Raw genomic sequence first — 19,640 nt, forward strand, 5'->3', positions numbered from 1 at the left:
CCGTGCAGAATGGTCAGCTTTCAGCTGAGTCTGCCAGGATGTGTTAATCCAGGGGCCGACAAGCTCCTGCGCCGACACGAGATCCCGTCCCCATGACAAGAACGGACCCAGGCCATCCCCCGCCGCTCGCCGGCCGCCACGACCTGCTGATCGCGGCCGCGGCCGCGGCCCGGGGCGAGAGCCTGGACGTGGTGACGGGGGAGGACATCCTCCTCCACGTCAAGCCCGCGCCGCACGGCCTCGTGGTGAACAGCCGCCTCTCCGGGCAGTGGGGGGTCGAGCGGCGGATCGCGCTTCCCGACGATGCCGTGGGGCCGGAGCTGGCCCTCTCCATCGAGCTGGAGGAGGGGCAGGCGGCCCTCCTCTCGCACGGGACCCCCCTGGCGGAGATCCCGCTCGCGCTGCCGCTGGCGGGGGCGCGGCTGCTGCTGTCGGACAACATCCTGAAGGCGGATGGCGGAACCCCGGGCGTCCTCCACGGGCAGATCGCCCGGGCGGACACCCAGCACCTCTCCGGCCTGATCCAGCTCGGCGCGGGGGAGGGGATGGCGGAGATCGAGTTCCGCGCGGACGGGCGCCCCCTCTCGCGGCTGGAGCTCGCGCCCGGCGCCGCCCTCCGCTTCAGCCTTCCCCATCCCTGGGAGGCCCTGGTCTACGAGGGGATGTGGGTGGAGATGCGGCACGCGGGCGCGGTGCTGGACGCGGTGCCCCTGCGCTCCCGCTACTTCGGCGCCGTCGAGCACTGCTCGGAGCGCAGCGTCAGCGGCTGGGTGCGCAACCCCGCGCTGCCCGCCTCCCCGCTGGTGGTGGACATCCTCGTGAACGGGCGCTTCCAGGGCTCCGCCCGCGCGAACGGCGCGCGCCCCGGCACGCCGCAGGACGGCGCCGGCTTCCACTTCCGCTTCCCAGAGCCCGTCCTCCTGCCGGAGGGCCGGGAGGCGCGCGTTTCGGTCCGGGTGGGTGACACGGAGCTGGAGCTGACGAACAGTCCCTGGTGGATCTGCCGCCCCGTCACCTATACCGGCCCCCTGCCCACGGGGACCACGGATTGAGGATCTGCATCGCCTCTCCCGACATTGTCGGGCCGATCAACAATGGCGGGGTGGGCACGGCCTGCACGGCGCTCGCCCAGTTCCTCGCGGCCGAGGGGCACGAGGTGACGCTGTTCTACACCTCCACTTTCTTCGAGCGCGGCGACCGCGAGGCCTGGGCGGCAGCCTACGCGCGGCAGGGCATCGCCATGATGTTCCTTGAGAGCGGCGGCCTGCCCGCGGTGCACCGCACGCCCAGCGTCTACGACGACGACAACCTCGCCCGCTCCTACCACGTGTACCGGCAGCTGAAGGACACGGCCTTCGACGTGATCCACTTCGTGGACTACATCGGCCTCGGCTACTTCACCGCCCTCGCCCGCTCCCAGGGCCTCGCGCTGCAGGGAACCGCGCTGACGGTCACGGCGCACTCGCCCACCCTCTGGTCGCGCCTATCCAACCTGCGGACGGTGGACGACATCACCTACATGATCCGGGACCGGATGGAGCGGCGCCTGATCGCGCTCTGCGACCGGGTGATCAGTCCCAGCCGCTACATGCTGCGCTGGCTGCAGGAGAACGGCTTCACCCTGCCCGCGCGGCAGCACGTCATCCCCAACCTCATGCCGCGCCGCCTGGCGCCCGCCGCGCCCGCGCCGGAGGCTTCCGCGCCCTCGGCGATCGGGGAGGTCGTGTTCTTCGGCCGCATCGAGCCGCGCAAGGGCCTGCTCGTCTTCTGCGACGCCATCGACCGGATCCGGGACCGGCTGCCGCCGGGGCTCCGCATCACCTTTCTCGGCAAGTCCGGCGCGGACTACCCGCCCGCCAGCATCGAGGCCCGCGCCGCCCGCTGGGGCCGCGAGGTGCGGGTGCTGGACGACCTCGACACCTTCCAGGCGAACGACTACCTGCGCGCGCCCGGCCGCTTGGCCGTGCTCGCGGCGCTGTCCGACAACTCGCCCTACACGGTGCTGGAGTGCCTCTCCAACCGCATCCCCTTCATCGCCTCAGACGTCGGCGGGGTCGCGGAGCTGATCGCGCCGGAGAGCCAGGACCGGGTGCTGTTCCAGCCCACCCCCGCCGCCCTGGCGGAACGGCTGGAGGCCGCGCTCGCCGCGCCCGCCGGCGGCTTCGGCCCCGCCGGCTCCGCGGTGCGGGAGGAGGAGACGGAGGAGGCCTTCCGCCGCCTGCACACCGAGATCGCGGCCCGGCTCGCGCGGCCCGCGCGTGCCCCCGCGGCCCGAGCGGCGACGGTCAGCGTCCTCATCCTCCACTACGAGCGGCCGGCGGGGCTGGCCCAGGCGCTGGCCGGGCTCGCCGCGCAGACCCGGGCGCCGGACGAGATCATCGTGGTGGACAATGGCAGCCGCACGGCGGCCGCGGTGGAGTTCCTGGCGGCGCTGGAGGCGGAGGGCCGGCCCGGCCTGCGGGTCCTCCGCATGGGCGAGAACGCCTACGAGCCCGCGGCGCGCAACGCCGGCGCCTACGCCGCCACCGGCCAGTGGCTGCTGCACATGGACGACGACAACGTCCCCAAGCCGGAGGAGGTGGACACCTTCCTGCGCGCCGCCGAGACGAGCGGGGCCGACCTGCTGACCTGCTTCAACGACCACTTCACCGGCGAGGTCCCGCCGGCAAGCGAGGCGGAAGCGGTGAAGCGCTTCATCGTCATGGGCGATTTCGGGCCACTCGGCCTCATCGTGAACGGCTACGGCGACCTGAACTGCTTCGTCCGGCGCGACCTCTTCCTCGAGATCGGCGGCTTCGTCGTGGACGGGCGCTTCAACCACGCCGAGGACTGGCGCTTCTTCGCCAAGGCCTGGTCGCGCGGGCTGAAGCTCGACGTCGTGCCGGAGGCGCTGATCTGGTACCGCACGGGGGAAGGCAGCTGGGGCGGCAGCTGGCGCAAGCGGGACCGCGCCGGCGCGCTCATGCGGGCCGCCGAGACCTACCTCTCCGTCGCCCCGCCCGCGCTCCGCCCCTTCCTCCTTCTCTCCCAGGGACTGTTCTGGAAGGCGCTGGAGGCCGAGACCGGCCGCCGTTCCCAGAACGTGGAGCTGACGATGCTGCGGCGCCAGGCCGCGCAGCTGACGGAGCGGACGGCGCTGCTGGAACTGGAGAACGAGAGGCTGCGCCAGCGGCTGGCCCAGGTGGGCGGCTTCGTCGAGCACCTGGCGGAGGAGCACCTGCCGGAGGACCCGGCGCTGCAACGTGGGGTCGCCTTCATCCGCCGCCTCGGCCGGAAGTACGCGAATTGAGGGCAGACGCGGCCCGCAGCGAGCCGGACGCCACGCGGGAGATCCCGACGATCCTCGTGGAAGGGATGCCGGAGTTCCGCCTCCGGCCGGGCGAGCACCGTTACCGGATCGAGGGCGAGGCCCTGCCGATCGACGTCTACGCGCGGCTGGTCGGCCCCGACCGGCCGCTGATCGTCTTCGGGCAGGGCATGGTCAAGCGCAGCGAGGTCTCCCTGCCCCGCTTCCAGCGCCTCGACTGGGTGCGGCACTTCCCGGAGAACGTCATGATTCTCAGCGACCCCACGCTGGGCCTCGACCCCGGGCTCGGGCTGGGCTGGCTGCTCGGCACGGCCGAGCACCCCGTGCTGCCCCGCATCCTGGAACTGGTGGAGCGGGCCAGGGACGGAATCGGCCTGTCGAACCGGCAGGTCCTGTTCTTCGGCAGCTCCGCCGGCGGCTTCGGCTCGCTCATGCTCGCCTCCCGGCTGGAAGGCTCCTCCGCCTTCGTCAACAACCCGCAGACCGACGTGCTGCAATTCCGGCGCGGCGGCGTGGCCCACCTGCTGCGCGTCGCCTTCGGCGGCATCGCGCCGGCAGAGGCCGCGGAGCGCTTCGGCGCGCGCTTCTCCTTCATCGAGGCCCTGCGGCAGGGCGCGACGATGCCCCGCACCTACTACCTGCAGAACACACTCGACGCGGACCACTACGAGGACCAGCTACTACCGCTGCTCTCGGCCCTGCGCGGCCTTGGCCCCGGCAACGACGATCTCGGCGGACGACGCTTCGTGCTGGACCTCTACGCGGATGAGAGAAAACTGCACAACCCGGTCGGGCTGCAGCGCGTGCTCTCCTGCATGGACGTGGTCAGGCCCTGGATTTCCGGCTGAACGGGGGGGGTCTCGTCCTGACGGGTTCGGAGGCAGGGGGCGCCGCCCCCTGAAACCCCCGCCAAGGGCCTGAGGCCCTTGGAACCCCTTCTGGCTGCCGCCACGCCGTCCTGAGACGGTAGCTCTGCATGGAGGGCTTTATCCTGACCTTGCAGTCGCCTCGGGTCACCGGCCCGAGGCGCACCGTCAGCAGGGTAAAACCACCTACTAGAAAAAGATGATGGTGAGGGGTCCGGGGAGAGGAAGAATTCCATCTTCCTCTCCCCGGGACAGACCGCCAGCCCCGATCCTTCGCCTACGGGCGTCCGATGGAGGAGTAGTTGAGGCCGCACTCGCGGAAGGCTTCGGGGTCCCATGCGTTGCGGAGGTCCAGCACCACGTCGCCCTTCATGGCCGCTTGCAGGCGCTTGGGCGAGAGGGCGCGGAACTCGTTCCACTCCGTCAGCAGCACCACCGCGTCCGCGCCTTCTGCCGCCTCCAGCGCGCCCTCGGCGAAGACGGTGTTGGCCGGCAGCAGCTGCTTGGCGTGGGCGGGCTGGGGGTCGAAGGCCCGGATCGTGGCGCCTGCCGCGGCCAGGCGCGGCACGACGACGAGCGACGGCGCGTCGCGCATGTCGTCCGTCTCCGGCTTGAAGGTCAGCCCGAGCACGGCCACCGTCTTGCCCGCCACCGACCCGCCCAGGGCCGCGACCACGCGCTCGGCCATCTGCTCCTTGCGCGCGTCGTTGGCCGCGATCGTCTGCTCGACGATCGTCACCGGCGCCCCGAGCTCCTGGGCCGTGCGGGCCAGCGCCAGCGTGTCCTTGGGGAAGCACGAGCCGCCGTAGCCCGGGCCCGCGTGCAGGAACTTGCGCCCGATCCGCCCGTCCAGCCCCATCCCGCGCGCCACGTCGTGCACGTTCGCCCCGGCGCGCTCGCAGAGGTCGGCCATCTGGTTGATGAAGGTGATCTTGACCGCCAGGAACGCGTTCGCCGCGTACTTGATCAGCTCCGCCGTCTCGATCCCCGTCTGCACGATCGGCGTCTCGATGAGGTAGAGCGGACGGTACAGCCGCCGCAGCACCTGGAACGCCCGGTCGTCCTCGGCCCCGATCACCACGCGGTCCGGGCGCATGAAGTCGGCGATCGCGCTGCCCTCGCGCAGGAACTCGGGGTTCGACGCCACCACGATCTCGTGCCCCGGCCGCACCTCGTCCAGCACCGCCTTGATCCGCCGCCCCGTGCCCACCGGCACGGTCGACTTCGTCACCAGCACCAGCGGGCCGCGGGCCGCGCGGGCCACCTGCTCGGCCGCCGCGAACACGTAGGAGAGGTCCGCGTGCCCGTCGCCGCGCCGCGACGGCGTGCCCACCGCCAGGAACACCGCGTCCGCCCCCTCCATCGCCTCCTCGAGCGCGGTGGTGAAGCTCAGCCGCCCGTCCCGGACGTTCTCCTCCACCAGCTTGTCCAGCCCGGGCTCGTAGATCGGAATGCGCCCGTCCCGCAGCGCCTCCACCTTGGAGGCCTCCGTGTCCACCACGCAGACATCCACCCCGAACTCGGCAAAGCAGGCACCGGACACGAGCCCGACATACCCGGCACCGATCATCGCGACGCGCATCGATTTCCCCTGCGAGGTCAGGGCCGCCCAGGCCCGCACCCCGCCTCCCTATCCCACCACCACGCCCGCGACCATCCCCGCCATGCCGCAACTGCGAAATTCCTTCCGACCCCGATACACAAACAGCATGCACTTGCGAAACGGGTGGACGAGAGGATAGGAATATCAGGACCTTGAGGGGGGCATTCCTCCTCGCCCCTCCTTTCCCGGTGACCGGCCCTTGGAGCGACCCATCGACGATCCTCCGGCCCCCGGCAGCGTCCACCGCTTCAAGGTGCGCTTCCCCGGGAACCGGCCGCAGATCATCGACTATATGGACGATGATTCGATCCACCTGCACGTCAGCCTGCGCCCAGCGGCCGAGCTGATCGTGCTGAACGACTTCATCGGCGGGTCCTGGAACGGGCAGGTCGAGCTTCCCCTGCCCCGGCTGCGCCCGGACGAAGCGCTGATGCTGGAGCTGCATTTCGGCGCGGAAGGGCTGGAGGTCTGGGCGGGCGGGCAGCGCGCCGTCTTCGCCGACCGCCGCGGCGTCGTCTCCGAGGCGCGGGCGCTGCGCACGAGCGAGGGCGTGTCCCTGCTCAGGGAGGATCCCGCGCTGCCGGATCCGCCCGCCGCCCCCTCCCTGCCCGGCGAGGGGCGATTCGCCGGCGCGATCGATCGCTGCAGCGAGTCCCTGGTGCGCGGATGGGCGGCGGACCTCGACCGCCCGGGAAGTCCCGTGCAGGTGGAGATCCTCGTGGACGGCCAGGTGCAGGGCCGCGTCTCCGCGAGCAGGCTGCGGAACGACCTCACCCGGATGGACCCGGAGCTCGGCGCCACCGGCTTCCTCTTCCGCTTCCCCAGGCCGCTGGAGCCCAAGGGCCGCGACGTCGACGTCGTCGTCCGCATTGCCGGGCAGCGGGTGGAACTGGCCCACAGCCCCTGGCCGGTCTTCCGCGCCGTGCCTGACGAGCTCCAGCCGCTCCAGGCCCCTGCCGAGATCACCTAGGGCTGCGGGGCCGCCCTTCCCTCACGCAAGGCGGTGCGGCAGCCCGGCTTCCTCGACGTAGCTCCTGAAAAGGGCGTAGCGGGCTGGGTAGCCGGCCAGGAAGCCGGAGGGATCCGCCAGCTCGCGCAGGGCGGCGATGTCCCGGACCTTCATCGCCTCCTCCAGCGCGACGGAGGGCAGCCCCAGATGCTCGCAGAGCTCCTGCGTCCGCCTGTCATGGACGAGCCAGAGCGCGGGAACCCCGGCCTGCAGCGCGAACATGTTGCCGTGGAAGCGGCTGCCGAGGCTGAAGGCGTAGCGCCGCATGTGCTCCAGCCAGGCATCGGTCTCGAAGAACTTGTGGAACCGCGCCCGGCAATAGGCGGAGTAATCCTCCGGGCTGAGGTCCTGCGTCCGGAAGAAGCGCTCCATCCGGGGATCGTCGGGCGGCACGGCGCCGGCCCGGACGCTCTCCTCGTACCCCTCCTGCTGCCCGATCATGTCGAAGCCGCCTGCGACGGCCCATCTCACCAGGGGCCCTTCGCGGTTCATCGAAGTGTAGTTGAAGGCGACGCGCCCCTCTTCCGTGCCGGCTTCGGCCAGCGGCCGGTCCAGCGCGTAGGGGAAGGACGGCGACCGGCTGAGAAAGCAGGACTGGCAGCCCACGACGGCGGCGTTGGTGATGCCGAACCGCTCCAGCACCTCGGCGGTGAAGCGGCCGCGCACCGCGATCCGCCGGGACCGCTCCGCGATGATCCGCAGCAGCCGCAGCGTCGCCTCCGGGACCGTGGTGCCGGCCTCCGCGCCGGAGGGCGCCTGCGCGCCGAGGCCGAACACGACGACCGGCCGGTCCACCCGGGCGAGGTTCGCCGCCATGGCCTCGTGGAAGGGGGAGAGGCCGTTCTGGGTGGTGCCGAGCCGGATCGCGTTCGCCATGACGACGACGATGTGCGAGAGGCCCTGCGCCCTCTCCGCCTCCGCCCCTGTCCAGGCGCGGCCGGTGGGCAGCTCGACATGGTCCTGCAGCAGCCTGCGCGCCGCCACGGCGTGGAGGAGGTTGCCCGTATTGTCCGGGCGCAGGGGCCGGTACACCGTGCCCGTCCCGATGACGCCGGGAACTCCGGGCATCCATCTCTCCTGGCCATGCCCTCGGCCGTGAACGGCGCCACGGCAGGATCCGCCCCGCACGGGGGCGCGCCTCGGCGGCCCTGCCGGGGGCGTCGTGGTAGCCCGGCTAGATCCTCTCGTCCACGGGCTCGGCGCGGCCCTCCATGCTCTCCGGCTCGCCCTCCCGGAGATCCTCCGCACCGGAGCTGCCCCCCCGGGAATCGCTCCCGTCAGGATCGTCGCCGAGCACGGCCTCCCCATGGGCTGCCAGCTCGGCCAGGCTGGTCCCGTCGAGCACCGTGGCCGTGGCGTCGCGCACCTGCCGCATCAACCGCTGGATGGCGCAGGCCTGCGGGCGCGGACAGTCCAGACAGGCGCGGTAGGCGGTGAGGCTGGCGCAGGGGATGGGCGCCAGCGGGCCGTCGATGGCGCGGATGATGTCCCCGACCCGGATGATACGGGGTGGCTGCGCCAGGCCGTAGCCCCCCGCCTTGCCCCGGCGGCTGAAGACGAAGCCGTGCCGCCGCAGGTCGAGGAGGATCGCCTCCAGGAACTTGTGCGGGGCGTGAGCGCGCAGCGCGATGTCCAGAATTGTCATGGTCGGGCTCTCCGGCGCCCCCTGCGCCAGGATCGCCAGAGCCCGCAGCCCGTACTTCGCCTTCTGGGTCAGCATCGTCCGGGTTTAGCCAGGGCGGGCGGGCATCACCAGCGGTCTCGCGGGGGGCCGCGCCGACACCCCCGCAGGGGCTCCCGTCGCAGTGCCCACCGGAGCCGTGGCCCCGTTCCCCGCTGCCCCGCGCCGGGGCGGATCACGGGCGGGGGCGCCGCACGCCCCGGTTGCAGGCGGCGGCAGGCCGCCGCCGAGCTGACCCGGGCGGAGAGGCAGTGATTTCACAATAATTTACCCTTGGAGGACGGGTTATTGCAGGGCCTCGCGTCCTTGCCAGGGGGCCGATGGTCGGCCAAGGTTGATCGGTGGTCCGCGGGAAGTAATTCCGGAGAACTTCGGGGGTTTTCTGCACGCGGTGGTTGAGGGTGACACTGTGGTTCTGCCCTATATTTCGTCAGGGAGCCGTTACGCCGGGGCGGTGGACTACATCGACGACGCGCTGGGCATCCGCGGTTGGCTTCTCGACCTGTCGCCCCCTGCGCTCCCCGTCGGCCTGGACCTCCGCTGCGGCGATGCACTTCTCGGGACCACCATCGCCTTCCTCGACCGGCCGGACATCGACAAGGTGGTGCAGCGGCCGACCTGGTGCGGGTTCCTGATCGGGTGGAGCCGCATCGACCGCGCCGCGCTGCAGGCGGCCGCCCCCGATGCGCCCGTCGTGTTCCAGATCCGGGGCAGCGACGAGGCCGTGCCGGTGGTGTGCCGGCCGCTGACGGCCAGCGGCCTCCTCTCCCTCGTCGCCGCGGGCACCGGGCGCGATCGCCGCCCCCCCTTCCATGAGCTGAACGACTACCTGGACATCGCCGGCTCCGGCCTTTTCGACGAGGCGTGGTACCGCCGCACGCAGATGCGGGAGGCGGAGCTCCTGCCGCCTATCCTCCACTACCTGCGGACGGGCGAGGCGGCGGGCGCGCAGCCCTCCCCCTTCTTCGAGCCGGCGGCCTACGCCGCCGAGGCGGGGCTGGAAGGGCGGCCGGGGGCGCTGCTCCACTACCTCCGGCACGGCGGCCCGTCGGGCCTGCCGCCCGGCCCCTTCTTCGACCCGGCCTGGTACGCCGCCACGCACGCGGTGCCGCCCGGGCAGCTCCCCCTGGCGCACCACATGGCGCACCGGCACGAGACGGCGCCGAACCCCTGGTTCGACCCCGCCTACTACGCGGCCGTCGCGGCGCTTCCGGAGGACACGGCGGACCCCTTCCTGCACTTCATGGAGGAGGGGCTCGCGGCGGGCCTGCTCCCCTCCGCCGCCTTCGAGCCCGCCGCCCCCGGGCCGCCCCCGCCGAAGGCGGAGCGCCTGCTGGACCTGGTGCGCCGCCGGGCGCGGCCGGACGGGGATGCCGCGGCCGCCGATTCTGCCCCGGAGGACGAGGAGGCGCGCTGCACTGAGGAAGGGGCCGGAGAGGAAGCCGGGGCAGTGAGGCCGCCCCCCTCCATCGCGGCCCTGGTCGGCCTTCCCGAGCGCCACGCCCCCGAGCACGAGAGCCCCGAGCGCCACGCGGAGGCGGCGGCCGGGGAGCCGGCGATCGGGCCCGCGGCGGCGGAGCCGTGCTTCCGGCCGCTGGAGGCCGGCTTCGCCGGCGCGGAGAGCCACCTGCTCTCCCTCCCCGCCGACCGGCGCGGGCTCCTCCTGGCGAGGGCCGAGCGCGAGATGGAGGAGAGGACCGGCGCGGCCGCCGCCGGGGCGGCGCTGCTGGTGGCCGTCGGCCGCTACCTCGCCGGGGACCGGCCGGGCAGCGCGCGCGCGCAGATCGCGTTCCTGGCGGCGCCCGCGGAGGTCGAGCCCGCGACTCTCGCGGAGATCGGCTCGCGCTTCGCGGCGCTCAACCGGGTCCTCTACGACGACCGGAACCGCGACGAGGCGGTGCAGGTCTATCGCCTGCTGAACGCCCGGGGTGTCCGCGACTACTACGCCAGCCTGCGGCTGCTGGAGCTCGCGCTCGACGCGGGCGACGTTCCCGCCGCCAAGCCGCACGCGCTGGAGCTGGAGCGGAACCAGGACGGCGACCTGAACGTCTGGGGATCGCTGGCCGTCGCCCGCTACTACCAGGCGACCGGGGAGAAGCCGAAGAGCCTGCAGATCCTGCGCCGGCTGCCGCTCCACCCGGCGACCGAGGCCGTCGCGGAGGCGGTGATCGCCCACCGGCTGATGGAGGCGGGCGCGATGGACGCGGCCGCCACCCGGCTGGAGGCAGTGGGCGGGAGCGACCTGCCGGAGGTCTTCCACGCCCGCTTCCGCCTCGCCGCGCGGCGCAAGGACATCCTCGGCCTCGCGCTGCTGCTCGAGGACAGCCGGGCCGAGAGGATGCCGGACTGGCAGCTGGCGGAGGCGATGTTCCTCTGCATCGACCCCGGCCAAATGCGGGTGGGGGAAGGCCACAGGCTGCTCACGACGCTGTACCGCCTGCTCGAGGGGCGCGGGACGGGCAGCAACACCGTCGTGCAGGCGCGCATCAACTTCCTGCTGCAGCAGAAGCGCTGGGACGAGCTGGGCGCCCTCTTCGAGGAGATCGAGGGCAGCCCGATCGCGGAGCGGCGCGACACGCTGCTGCGGAAGGTGGAGTTCCACTGCCACGCCGAGAACCTCGAGGAGGCCGAGCGCATCTACCGCGACGTGTTCCAGGGCTCGAAGCTGAGCAAGTGGGAGGGCCTGACCGTCCTGCGCCTGCTCAGCGAGCTGGGGCGGTGGGAGGAGGCGGGAAGGATCCTGCTGGCCCATGTCGCGAACGGCTACGGCATCGGCGGCGCGGCGCACCTGGCGATGCGCGTGGTCCGCAAGGCCGAGATCCACCAGGAGCTCTCCGACACCGCGGCCGGGATCGCCGGGGAGTCCGGGGGCGGGCTGGAGCCCGACCTGGAGGAGTTCCTGGCCCGGGTGCACGAGGACCTCGCGATCCTGCACCGGGCGCGCGCGATGGCGACGAAGGTGCCCGCCCGCGGCACCCCGGCCCGCTACCGCTCGAACTGGATCCTCTCGCCCCCCGACACCGGGGAGGCGGGGCAGGACGAGATCTGCCTCTATCTCTGCGCCAACCAGCGCTACTTCCTCTCGCTGCTCACCTTCCTCTGCTCCTTCCTCGGCCAGTCGCCGCAGGTGGGCGGGCGCCTCTTCGTCTTCCTGGACCGCGACGTGCCGCGGCACTGGCACGGCTCCATCGCCATGGTCGCCGCCCGCTTCGGCCGCGCGATCGACGTGGTGGGAGAGGAGGAGTTCATGCCGGCCGCCGTGGACCACCGCACGGATTACGGCTTCTTCGCCGGCGGCAGCGCGCTGTCCCGCGCCGCCTACTTCCGCCTCTACGCGGCGCGCTACCTGCTGCAGCGCCACACCTTCCGCCGCGCCGCCTACATCGACACGGACATCATCTGCCGCGGCGACCTGACGGGGCTGTTCCAGACGGAGCTGGGGGACATGCTTCTCGCCGCCCGGGTGGAGGACTACGCGCCGGAGGTGATCAACGCCGCCCGCCGCAACGGGCTGAACCCCAATACCTACTTCAACTCCGGCGTGCTTCTCCTCAAGTGCGACGACCCGATGCTGCCGGAGGTGATCGAGGAGGCGATCCGCATCTCCGAGACGGAACCGGAGCGCCTGGTCTTCCACGACCAGTGCGCGCTGAACGTCGCCTTCCGCGACCGTTTCACGATGATGGCGGACCGCTTCAACTTCTTCCTCCGCCCCAGCCGCGAGCGCAACGGCCACATCGAGGACGGCGTGCTCCTCCACTTCCTCGACAAGCCGAAGCCCTGGGACGTGGTGTTCGACCGGAGCTACCGCGAGGAGTGGCGGGTCTGGGCCCTCGTGCTCGGGTCGGTCCTGCCCCAGGGGCTCTATGTGGACATCTTCGCGGCGGCGAACCGGGACTGAGCGAGGCGGCCTCCGGCCCCGGTCAGCCCTTGTAGCCGAACAGGGCCAGTTCCTCGGCGAGCATCTCGTCCAGTCGGGCGATCGTCGGCGCGTCGAGCTTCTCGCGATGGTCGCCCGGCCGCACGCGGCGGACGAACTCGGCCGGCCGCTCCTCCTCCGGCATCACATCGGCCCAGCCCAGGATCAGCCCGATCAGGCGGTCGTCGACGGGCCAGCCGAACTGCCCGCACACGTCGCGGAGGAACCGGCCCTTGTTCATGATCGCGTCCTCGTAGCGGTAGAGGCGCAGGCCCGGCATCGAGAGGAACCCTTGGTACTCGCGCATCGTCCTGGCGAAGTGCGGCGCCCGCTTCAGCACGAATTCCTGCACGGAGGCGTTCAGCGCCTGCGCGCGGTTCTGTAGCATCATGTCGCGCGTCTCCCCCCCGGTAGGGATCGAGTGGGAGAAGGCGTTGGAGAAGTATTCGCTGACGAGCGCGTCGCGCGGGTCGCGGACGAGCAGGACCTTCGGGCCGGTCTCCAGGCGCGGGTGCCCGAGAAGGCCGAGCGGGGCGTTGCGAAAGCCCCCGTAGAGGTTGCCGCCGTGCAGCAGCCCGCCCAGCCCGGCGTCCTCCTGCCACGCCGCAACGCCCACGCCCCTGGCGAAGAGCTGGCCCGGCACGTCGACGAAGTTGACGCCGTTGTGCTTCGCCAGCGCCGTCATCATGGCGTTCGCGATGGAGCTGCCGGACTTGCGGATGCCGAAGAGGAAGTAGGCCGGGGCGCTCTCGTCGAGGGCGACATCGAATTCCGCGCCGAGATAGGCGACCCGCGTCTTCTCTGCCATCCAGCCCTCCACCTGCGCGGCCCGGTCCGCGTCAGGGCCGGGATCGTCCTCGGCGGCCTCGCCGGGGATCGCTGGCCGGGAAGCGGAGTCTACTGGGAGCGGGCGCGACGATGTGACGCTACTATGCACGCCACGGCGCGACAATGCGGGGCGGCCGGCCGGGGTGCCACTGTCCCGCCCTCGGTCCTGTGAGCCCTCCCGCGCCCGCAGGCACAACCGGAACGACGTCCGCGCCGGCGCCTTGCAACCCCCACTGCGCCAGCTATCCTCGGACCACCGCCGGCGACCCGTCCACCCCAGACTTCGAGAGGCGACCGATGCAGCAGGCCACGCCAGTTGACGAGAGCGCGGGCACAGTGGAGCCGGTCACGGTCACCATCGGCGACAAGGGGAAGCTGACCTTCCGCGTCGCCCGGCCCGCTGCCAGTTCCGATGCGGGGCCCGGGATCCGGAACGCCTGCTTCTGCCTCGGCGTGCGGAAGTCCGGCAGCACCATGCTGCACAAGATCGTCCAATCTCTCGCCCGCCAGAACGGCGTGAATGCCGTCGACGTTCCCGGCACCTTCTTCAAGAACGGCTTCGTCGTGGCCGACTGGGTCGGCGCGGACCTCACGGAAGTGGTCCGGCCGAACAACGTCTATATCGGCTTCCGGTCCTTCCCCACGAACCTCACGGGGTACGAGGCGTTCCGGGGTGGCCGGAAGATCTTCATGTTCCGGGATCCGCGGGACGCGCTGGTGAGCCAGTACTTCTCGGACGCCTACTCCCATTCCCTGCCCTCGGCGGAGACCGAGGCGGGAGCGAAGGCCTCGGCGGAGTTCCTGAGGAAGCGGGCCGAAACCCTCGCGACCGAGATCGACGCCTACGTCCTGAAGCACGCGCGCAACTTCCAGAACACGCTGCTGGCGTTCCGGGACATGCTGGACGACCCGAGCTGCCTGACGCTCCGCTACGAGGAGTACATCTTCCAGAAGAAGCGCATGATCCACAAGATCCTGAAGCACTTCGACTGGTCGTGCCCGCCCGGGCGGGTCGAGGTGCTGCTGAGCCAGATCGACGAGGTGCCGGACGAGGAGGAGAAGACGCGCTTCGTCCGCCGCGTGATCCCCGGCGACCACCGCAACAAGCTGCAGGACGAGACCATCCGGCGGCTGAACAACCAGATGCGCGAGGCGATGGAACTCTACGACTACTACTGATCCGCACCGGGTCACCGCCCGAAGTCGCCCGAGGTCATCGGATGTGTGGGGGTTCTAAGGGGAGAGGATCCCTCCTCTCCCCCTGGGGCCGCGCGCTCCGTCCGCTCAGAACTGCGGCCAGTCCGCGATCAGCGCCTCGATTGCCACCGGGAACTGGCGGACGCGCACACCCGTCGCGTGCCACACCGCGTTGGCGACGGCGCCGGCCGAGCCGGTGATGCCGATCTCGCCCACGCCCTTGATGCCCAGCGCGTTCACGTGCGGGTCGTGCTCCTCCACCAGGATGGCCTCCAGCGAGGGGACGTCGGCGTTCACCGGCACGTGGTACTCGGCCAGGTTCGCGTTCATCACGCGGCCGGAGCGCGGGTCCATCACGGCCGCCTCGTGCAGGGCGAAGGAGACGCCCCAGATCATCCCGCCGAGGTACTGGCTGCGGACCAGGCGCGGGTTGATGACGTTGCCGGCCGCGAAGGCGCCGACGAGGCGCGTGGCGCGCACCTGCCCGAGCTCGGGGTCGACCTTCACCTCGGCGAAGACGGCGCCGTGGGCGTGCATGGCGTAGCGCTCCTGCGCGGCCGGGTCGGCTGCGCCCTGGCCCTGCCCTTCGATCTCCTCCAGCCCGGCGCGGGCCAGGACGCTCTCGAAGGCCTCGCCGCGGCTCTCGTCATCGCGCCGGAGCAGCCGGCCGTCGCGGGCGACCACGCCGGCATTGCCCGCGCCGAAGAGGGGGGAGCGCTCGTCGGCCATGGCGAGCGCGGCGAGCTTCGCCACCACGTCCTCGCCGGCGGCCCGCAGCGCCGATCCGGCGGTGGCAGTGTGGCCGGAGCCGCCGGCGATCCCGGCATCGGGCAGGGTGGAATCGCCGGCGCGGAACTCCAGCCTGTCGATGCCGAGGCCCATGCTGTCCGCGGCGATCTGGGCCAGCGCGGTCCAGGCGCCCTGGCCCATGTCGTGCGCCCCGGTCTCGGCCAGGCCGCTGCCGTCGCGCCGCAGCACGGCGCGCGCCCTGGCCTGGAAGATGTGCACCGGGAAGGTCGCGGTGCCCATGCCCCAGCCCACCAGCAGCCCGTTCTCGTCGCGCATGCCCCGCGGTGCGCGGGGCCGCCCCGCCCAGCCGAAGGCGGCCGCGCCGCGCGCGTAGCACTCCCGCAGCGCCTTGGAGGAGAAGGGCTTGCCGGAGGACGGCTCCGTCTCCGCGTAGTTGCGCAGGCGGAACTCCAGCGGGTCCATGCCCAGCGCCTCGGCCATCTCGTCCATCGCGCTCTCCAGCGCGATGCTGCCGCTCGCCTCGCCGGGGGCGCGCATGAAGGTGGGCGTGCCGGTGTCCAGCCGCACCGCCTCCGTCGTCGTCTCCAGGGCGGGCGCGGCGTAGAGGGCGTGGGAGGCCTGCGCGGCGGGCTCGAAGAAGTCGTCGAAGCGGCTGCTGGAGGTGCGGACGTGGTGCGCGATGGCGGTCAGCGCGCCCGTGGCGTCCGCGCCCAGGCGAAAGGTCTGCCGCGTCGGCGCCCGGTGGCCCACCGGGCCGTACATCTGCTCCCGCCGCAGCGCGAACTTCACGGGCCGCCCGACCATGCGGGCGGCGAGAATCCCGAGGACCTGCGGGCCGGAGACGAGCTTGGAGCCGAAGCCGCCGCCGAGGAACGGGCTGCGGATGTGGATCCCCTCGGGCGGGACGCCGAACAGCCCGGCGATCCGGGCCTGGGTGAGGGCCAGGCCCTGGGTGGGGATGTCCAGGGTCAGGCGGTCGCCCTCCCAGGCCGCGACGACGGAGTGGGGCTCCATCGCGTTATGGTACTGCATGGGCGTGTCGTAGGTGGCGGCGATCCGGGCCTCGGCCGCGGCCAGCCCGGCCTCCACGTCGCCGTTCCGCAGCGCCGAGGGGGTGCCGACGCCGATGGTGGAGGGCAGGAACACCTCCGCCCCGTCCAGCTCCGCCTGCACCGGCTCGGCCTCGTAGCGGGGCGCGAGCAGCAAGGCGCCCTCCGTCGCCGCCTCCAGCGTCTCCGCCACCACCACAGCGACCGGCTGCCCGGCGTAGCGGACGCGGTCGTCCTGCAGCAGCTCCATCCGGAAGTTGAAGGGACTGTCCTTCGCGTCCGGGTCCTGCGCCAGGGGCGGACGGTTGGCGGGGGTGATCACCTCCACCACGCCGGGATGGGCCCGCGCGGCCGCCACGTCCAGGAAGGCGACGCGGCCGCGGGCGACCGTGCTGGTGGCCAGCACGGCGTGCAGCAGGCCCGGAGGGTTGTTGTCGGTGGCGTAGGTCGCGGCGCCCGTGACCTTCAGCGGGCCGTCGCGGCGGGTTAGCGGCTGGCCGATGCTGGAGCCGTGCCGGCGCAGGATGGCGGGTTCAGCCATGGAGGGACGCTCCTGCAACAGGGGCCATGGGGGAGGCGGCCAAAGGAGAGGCAGCCAAAGGAGACGCAGGAAGAGCGGGGATGCGCTCCGGCGTGCCGGCGGCCGCGAGCGCCAGGGCGCGCGCGGCGATGCGGCGCGCCAACTCGATCTTGAAGCGGTTCTCGCCGGAGGGGCGGGCCCCCTCCAGCGCCACCTCCGCCGCGCGGCGGAAAGCGGCGGCATCCGGGCGGGCGCCGGCGAGCACCGCCTCCGCCTCCCGCGCGCGCCAGGGCTTGAGCGCGACGCCGCCGAGCGCCAGCCGCGCCTCTGCGATGGTGTCCCCCTCCATCCGCAGCATCGCGGCGGCGGAGACGACGGCGAAGGCGTAGGAGGTGCGCTCCCGCAGCTTCACGTAGCGGGCATGGGCGGCGAAGGCCTCGGCCCCGGCGGGCAGGCGCAGCGCCACCACCAGCTCGCCGGGGGCCAGCACGCTCTCGCGCTCCGGCGTCTCGCCGGGCAGCAGGTGGAACGTCTCCAGCGGCACCTCGCGCCGCCCCGCCGCGCCCTCGATCTCGACGACGGCGTCGAGGGCGGCCAGCGGCACGCAGAAGTCGGAGGGATGGGTGGCGATGCAGCGCTCGCTCCAGCCCAGCACGGCGTGCAGCCGGTTCTCGCCGCCGAGCGCGTCGCAGCCCGCACCGGGCTCGCGCTTGTTGCAGGCGCTGGCGGCGTCGTAGAAATAGGCGCAGCGCGTGCGCTGCAGCAGGTTGCCGCCCGCCGTCGCCGCGTTCCGCAGCTGGGCGGAGGCGCCGGAGAGCAGGGCCTCCGCCACCGCCGGGAAGCGGCGCGCGAAGTCCGGATCATGCGCGAGGTCGGCGTTCCGCACCCGCGCGCCGATCCGCAGGCCGCCGTCCGGCAGCGCCTCGACCCTGTCCAGCCCGGGCAGGCGGCCGACATCCACCAGCCGCTCCAGCCGGACGACGCCGCCCTTCATCAGGTCCAGCAGGTTGGTCCCGGCCGCGAGGAAGGCGCTGCCCGGCACCGCGGCGGCCGCCACGGCCTCGGCCAGGGTGGTGGGGCGGATATAGTCGAAGCGGTTCATGCGGCCTTCTCCCAGCCATCCGCGCCCATGCGGCGCGCCGCGTCCAGCACGGCCTCCGTGATGCCCTGGTAGGCGCCGCAGCGGCAGAGATTGCCGCTCATGCACTCCCGCACCCGCTCCGGGTCCTCCCCGGCCTGGCCCTCCCCGATCAACCCCACCGCGCTCATGATCTGGCCGGGGGTGCAGTAGCCGCACTGGAAGGCGTCGTGCTCGATGAAGGCGGCCTGCACGGGGTGCAGAACCCCTTCCCGGGCCAGCCCCTCGATTGTCACCACCTCGGCGCCGTCGTGGCTGACGGCGAGCGACAGGCAGGAGTTCACGCGCCGCCCGTCCAGCAGCACGGTGCAGGCGCCGCACTGCCCGCGGTCGCAGCCCTTCTTGCTGCCGGTCAGGTCGAGGCGCTCCCGCAGGAGGTCAAGCAGCGTGACGCGCGGGTCGTCCAGCTCGACGCGCCGCGTCTCGCCGTTGACGGTGAGGGTGATGGACCAACTCATGCTGGGCCTCCGATGGGGTGCTGTGCGCTATGATCCGCCGGGATGATGCGCCCGGGCGGCGGTCGGGCCTGCGAACGGTGTGCGACCGTCCCGGGACGCGGCTGTACGAAACTGTCGTGATGGCGTTGAGAAGAAGGGCGCGGGATGGGCGGCGATCGCCGTCCGGCGTCCTGTCGCATAGAATATGGAGGGTGCCTCCGTTTGCAAGAGGCGAATGAGGACAGGCGCGTGAAATCGGGTGTCACCATCGAGAGGGCGAGGAGGCCGCGGGCCGATGCGGTCCGCAACCGCGAGCGCGTGCTGGAGGCGGCGAAGGCGGTGTTCAGCCAGGGCGGGGCGGGCGCCAGCCTGGAGGCGGTGGCGCGAGGCGCCGGGGTCGGGATCGGCACGCTGTACCGCCACTTCCCCACGCGCGAGGCCCTCTATGAGGCGGTGTACCGGCGCGAGGTGGAGCAGCTCGTCGAGATGGCCCAGGCCCTGAGGGCCGAGCCGAGCCCGGCCGAGGCGCTCCGCCTCTGGCTCCGCGCCAGCGTGACCTTCGTGGCCACGAAAAAGGGGATGCTGGCGGCCCTCGCCCTCGTCACACAGAAGAACCCGGACCTCGCGGCCTACTCCTCCGACCGCTTCACCCGCGCCGTGGGGGAGTTGCTGGCGCGCGCGGTCGCCGCCGGCGAGATCCGGGACGACATCGGCCCTGGGGAGGTGCTCCGGGCGTTGATCGGCATGTGCTACGCCCAGGAAGGGGATGACTGGCAGGCCAGCGTGCTGCGGCTTCTCGACGTTCTGGTGGACGGGCTGCGGCGCCGGCCCGCGCCCTGAGCCTCACGGCCTGAACCCTGCGGCCCTGATGCAGGGAAGGCCCGCTTGCGCGGGCCTTTCCGTCACCCCGGGAGAGACCGTCCCGGGCAGCCCGATCATCTCAGCCGACGGGCTGGACCGTGCGCTCGCCGATCAGCTTGTTGGCGATCCAGGAGACCACCCAGATGATGATGGCCGCGAGGAAAGCCGTGCCGAAGCTGGTGATGCGCATGCCCGGCATCAGCAGCGCGGTGAGGGCCAGCATCAGCGCGTTGATCACCAGCGTGAACAGCCCGAGCGTGAGGACCGTCAGCGGCAGGGACAGGGTGGCGACGATCGGCCGAATCAGGGCATTGACGACGCCGAAGACGATGGCCGCGATGATGAGGTTCGTGAGGCTGGGGAAGTACAGCCCGCTGACCAGGTTCGCGGCGATGTAGAAGGCAACGGCCGTGATGGCCGTGCGGATCAGGAAGCCCACCTTGCTCGACTCCTATGCTGCCAGTGCGGCGCCGGA

General features: G+C 72.2%; 15 protein-coding genes. 7 read left to right on the forward strand and 8 right to left on the reverse strand.

Annotated elements, in window-relative coordinates; genetic code table 11:
• Positions 1-92 precede the first annotated feature (92 nt).
• The 3 genes from VQH23_RS06720 to VQH23_RS06730 are packed head-to-tail and all read left to right on the forward strand — an operon-like array spanning position 93 to position 4,155.
• On the forward strand, positions 93-1,052 hold the full coding sequence (locus VQH23_RS06720; protein ID WP_338664860.1) for a hypothetical protein: 960 nt from the start codon (positions 93-95) through the stop codon (positions 1,050-1,052).
• Positions 1,049-3,289 carry a glycosyltransferase gene (locus tag VQH23_RS06725; protein ID WP_338664861.1) on the forward strand — a complete coding sequence of 747 codons (2,241 nt, stop codon included), beginning with the start codon at positions 1,049-1,051 and terminating at the stop codon, positions 3,287-3,289. Before VQH23_RS06720 ends, VQH23_RS06725 begins: the two co-directional genes overlap by 4 nt.
• Positions 3,286-4,155, forward strand: a complete 870-nt coding sequence (locus VQH23_RS06730; RefSeq protein WP_338664862.1) for a hypothetical protein — start codon at positions 3,286-3,288, stop codon at positions 4,153-4,155. Before VQH23_RS06725 ends, VQH23_RS06730 begins: the two co-directional genes overlap by 4 nt.
• 295 nt (positions 4,156-4,450) lie before the next feature.
• On the opposite strand, the gene VQH23_RS06735 is transcribed toward VQH23_RS06730, so the two are convergent.
• A complete protein-coding gene (locus tag VQH23_RS06735) occupies positions 4,451-5,755 on the reverse strand; it encodes a UDP-glucose/GDP-mannose dehydrogenase family protein (RefSeq protein ID WP_338663334.1) in 1,305 nt (434 codons plus the stop codon).
• Between the two features lie 220 nt (positions 5,756-5,975).
• Between VQH23_RS06735 and VQH23_RS06740 the strand changes: the two genes are divergently transcribed.
• Positions 5,976-6,746 carry a hypothetical protein gene (locus VQH23_RS06740; protein ID WP_338664863.1) on the forward strand — a complete coding sequence of 257 codons (771 nt, stop codon included), beginning with the start codon at positions 5,976-5,978 and terminating at the stop codon, positions 6,744-6,746.
• Between the two features lie 21 nt (positions 6,747-6,767).
• On the opposite strand, the gene VQH23_RS06745 is transcribed toward VQH23_RS06740, so the two are convergent.
• Positions 6,768-7,853 carry a polysaccharide pyruvyl transferase family protein gene (locus VQH23_RS06745; RefSeq protein WP_338664864.1) on the reverse strand — a complete coding sequence of 362 codons (1,086 nt, stop codon included), beginning with the start codon at positions 7,851-7,853 and terminating at the stop codon, positions 6,768-6,770.
• Positions 7,854-7,959: 106 nt separating this feature from the next.
• Positions 7,960-8,505, reverse strand: a complete 546-nt coding sequence (locus VQH23_RS06750; RefSeq protein WP_338664865.1) for an Rrf2 family transcriptional regulator — start codon at positions 8,503-8,505, stop codon at positions 7,960-7,962.
• Between the two features lie 415 nt (positions 8,506-8,920).
• Between VQH23_RS06750 and VQH23_RS06755 the strand changes: the two genes are divergently transcribed.
• Complete coding sequence (locus VQH23_RS06755) at positions 8,921-12,367, forward strand: glycosyltransferase (protein WP_338664866.1); 3,447 nt, start codon at positions 8,921-8,923, stop codon at positions 12,365-12,367.
• Between the two features lie 22 nt (positions 12,368-12,389).
• Here VQH23_RS06755 and VQH23_RS06760 read toward each other — a convergent pair whose 3' ends face one another.
• Positions 12,390-13,193 (reverse strand): hypothetical protein, encoded by an 804-nt coding sequence (locus VQH23_RS06760; protein WP_338664867.1) that lies wholly within the window; start codon positions 13,191-13,193, stop codon positions 12,390-12,392.
• A gap of 317 nt (positions 13,194-13,510) precedes the next feature.
• Here VQH23_RS06760 and VQH23_RS06765 point away from each other — a divergent pair, with 317 nt between their 5' ends.
• On the forward strand, positions 13,511-14,392 hold the full coding sequence (locus tag VQH23_RS06765) for a sulfotransferase domain-containing protein (protein ID WP_338664868.1): 882 nt from the start codon (positions 13,511-13,513) through the stop codon (positions 14,390-14,392).
• Between the two features lie 105 nt (positions 14,393-14,497).
• Here VQH23_RS06765 and VQH23_RS06770 read toward each other — a convergent pair whose 3' ends face one another.
• Genes VQH23_RS06770 through VQH23_RS06780 form a run of 3 tightly spaced genes read right to left on the reverse strand, consistent with a single transcriptional unit; the run spans position 14,498 to position 18,325 of the window.
• Positions 14,498-16,750 carry a xanthine dehydrogenase family protein molybdopterin-binding subunit gene (locus VQH23_RS06770; protein WP_338664869.1) on the reverse strand — a complete coding sequence of 751 codons (2,253 nt, stop codon included), beginning with the start codon at positions 16,748-16,750 and terminating at the stop codon, positions 14,498-14,500.
• The gene (locus tag VQH23_RS06775; protein ID WP_338664870.1) at positions 16,743-17,831 is read right to left on the reverse strand and encodes a xanthine dehydrogenase family protein subunit M; all 1,089 of its coding nucleotides are present in this window, start codon (positions 17,829-17,831) and stop codon (positions 16,743-16,745) included. The genes VQH23_RS06770 and VQH23_RS06775 overlap by 8 nt, the downstream gene beginning before the upstream one ends.
• Positions 17,828-18,325 (reverse strand): (2Fe-2S)-binding protein, encoded by a 498-nt coding sequence (locus tag VQH23_RS06780; protein ID WP_338664871.1) that lies wholly within the window; start codon positions 18,323-18,325, stop codon positions 17,828-17,830. Before VQH23_RS06780 ends, VQH23_RS06775 begins: the two co-directional genes overlap by 4 nt.
• A 228-nt stretch (positions 18,326-18,553) precedes the next feature.
• Here VQH23_RS06780 and VQH23_RS06785 point away from each other — a divergent pair, with 228 nt between their 5' ends.
• A complete protein-coding gene (locus VQH23_RS06785; RefSeq protein ID WP_338664872.1) occupies positions 18,554-19,144 on the forward strand; it encodes a TetR family transcriptional regulator in 591 nt (196 codons plus the stop codon).
• A gap of 100 nt (positions 19,145-19,244) precedes the next feature.
• On the opposite strand, the gene VQH23_RS06790 is transcribed toward VQH23_RS06785, so the two are convergent.
• A complete protein-coding gene (locus VQH23_RS06790) occupies positions 19,245-19,604 on the reverse strand; it encodes a phage holin family protein (protein WP_338664873.1) in 360 nt (119 codons plus the stop codon).
• Positions 19,605-19,640: the final 36 nt, after the last annotated feature.

Origin of the sequence: Pararoseomonas sp. SCSIO 73927, from assembly GCF_037040815.1 — a bacterium.
In the GTDB taxonomy this organism is placed as follows: domain Bacteria; phylum Pseudomonadota; class Alphaproteobacteria; order Acetobacterales; family Acetobacteraceae; genus Roseomonas.

Coding starts and splice junctions, on each gene's coding strand:
- VQH23_RS06760 (WP_338664867.1), bottom strand. CDS start 13,193: ATGGCAGAGAAGACGCGGGTCGCCTATCTCGGCGCGGAATTCGATGTC.
- VQH23_RS06750 (WP_338664865.1), bottom strand. CDS start 8,505: ATGCTGACCCAGAAGGCGAAGTACGGGCTGCGGGCTCTGGCGATCCTG.
- VQH23_RS06735 (WP_338663334.1), bottom strand. CDS start 5,755: ATGCGCGTCGCGATGATCGGTGCCGGGTATGTCGGGCTCGTGTCCGGT.
- VQH23_RS06775 (WP_338664870.1), bottom strand. CDS start 17,831: ATGAACCGCTTCGACTATATCCGCCCCACCACCCTGGCCGAGGCCGTG.
- VQH23_RS06770 (WP_338664869.1), bottom strand. CDS start 16,750: ATGGCTGAACCCGCCATCCTGCGCCGGCACGGCTCCAGCATCGGCCAG.
- VQH23_RS06780 (WP_338664871.1), bottom strand. CDS start 18,325: ATGAGTTGGTCCATCACCCTCACCGTCAACGGCGAGACGCGGCGCGTC.
- VQH23_RS06745 (WP_338664864.1), bottom strand. CDS start 7,853: ATGCCCGGAGTTCCCGGCGTCATCGGGACGGGCACGGTGTACCGGCCC.
- VQH23_RS06720 (WP_338664860.1), top strand. CDS start 93: ATGACAAGAACGGACCCAGGCCATCCCCCGCCGCTCGCCGGCCGCCAC.
- VQH23_RS06765 (WP_338664868.1), top strand. CDS start 13,511: ATGCAGCAGGCCACGCCAGTTGACGAGAGCGCGGGCACAGTGGAGCCG.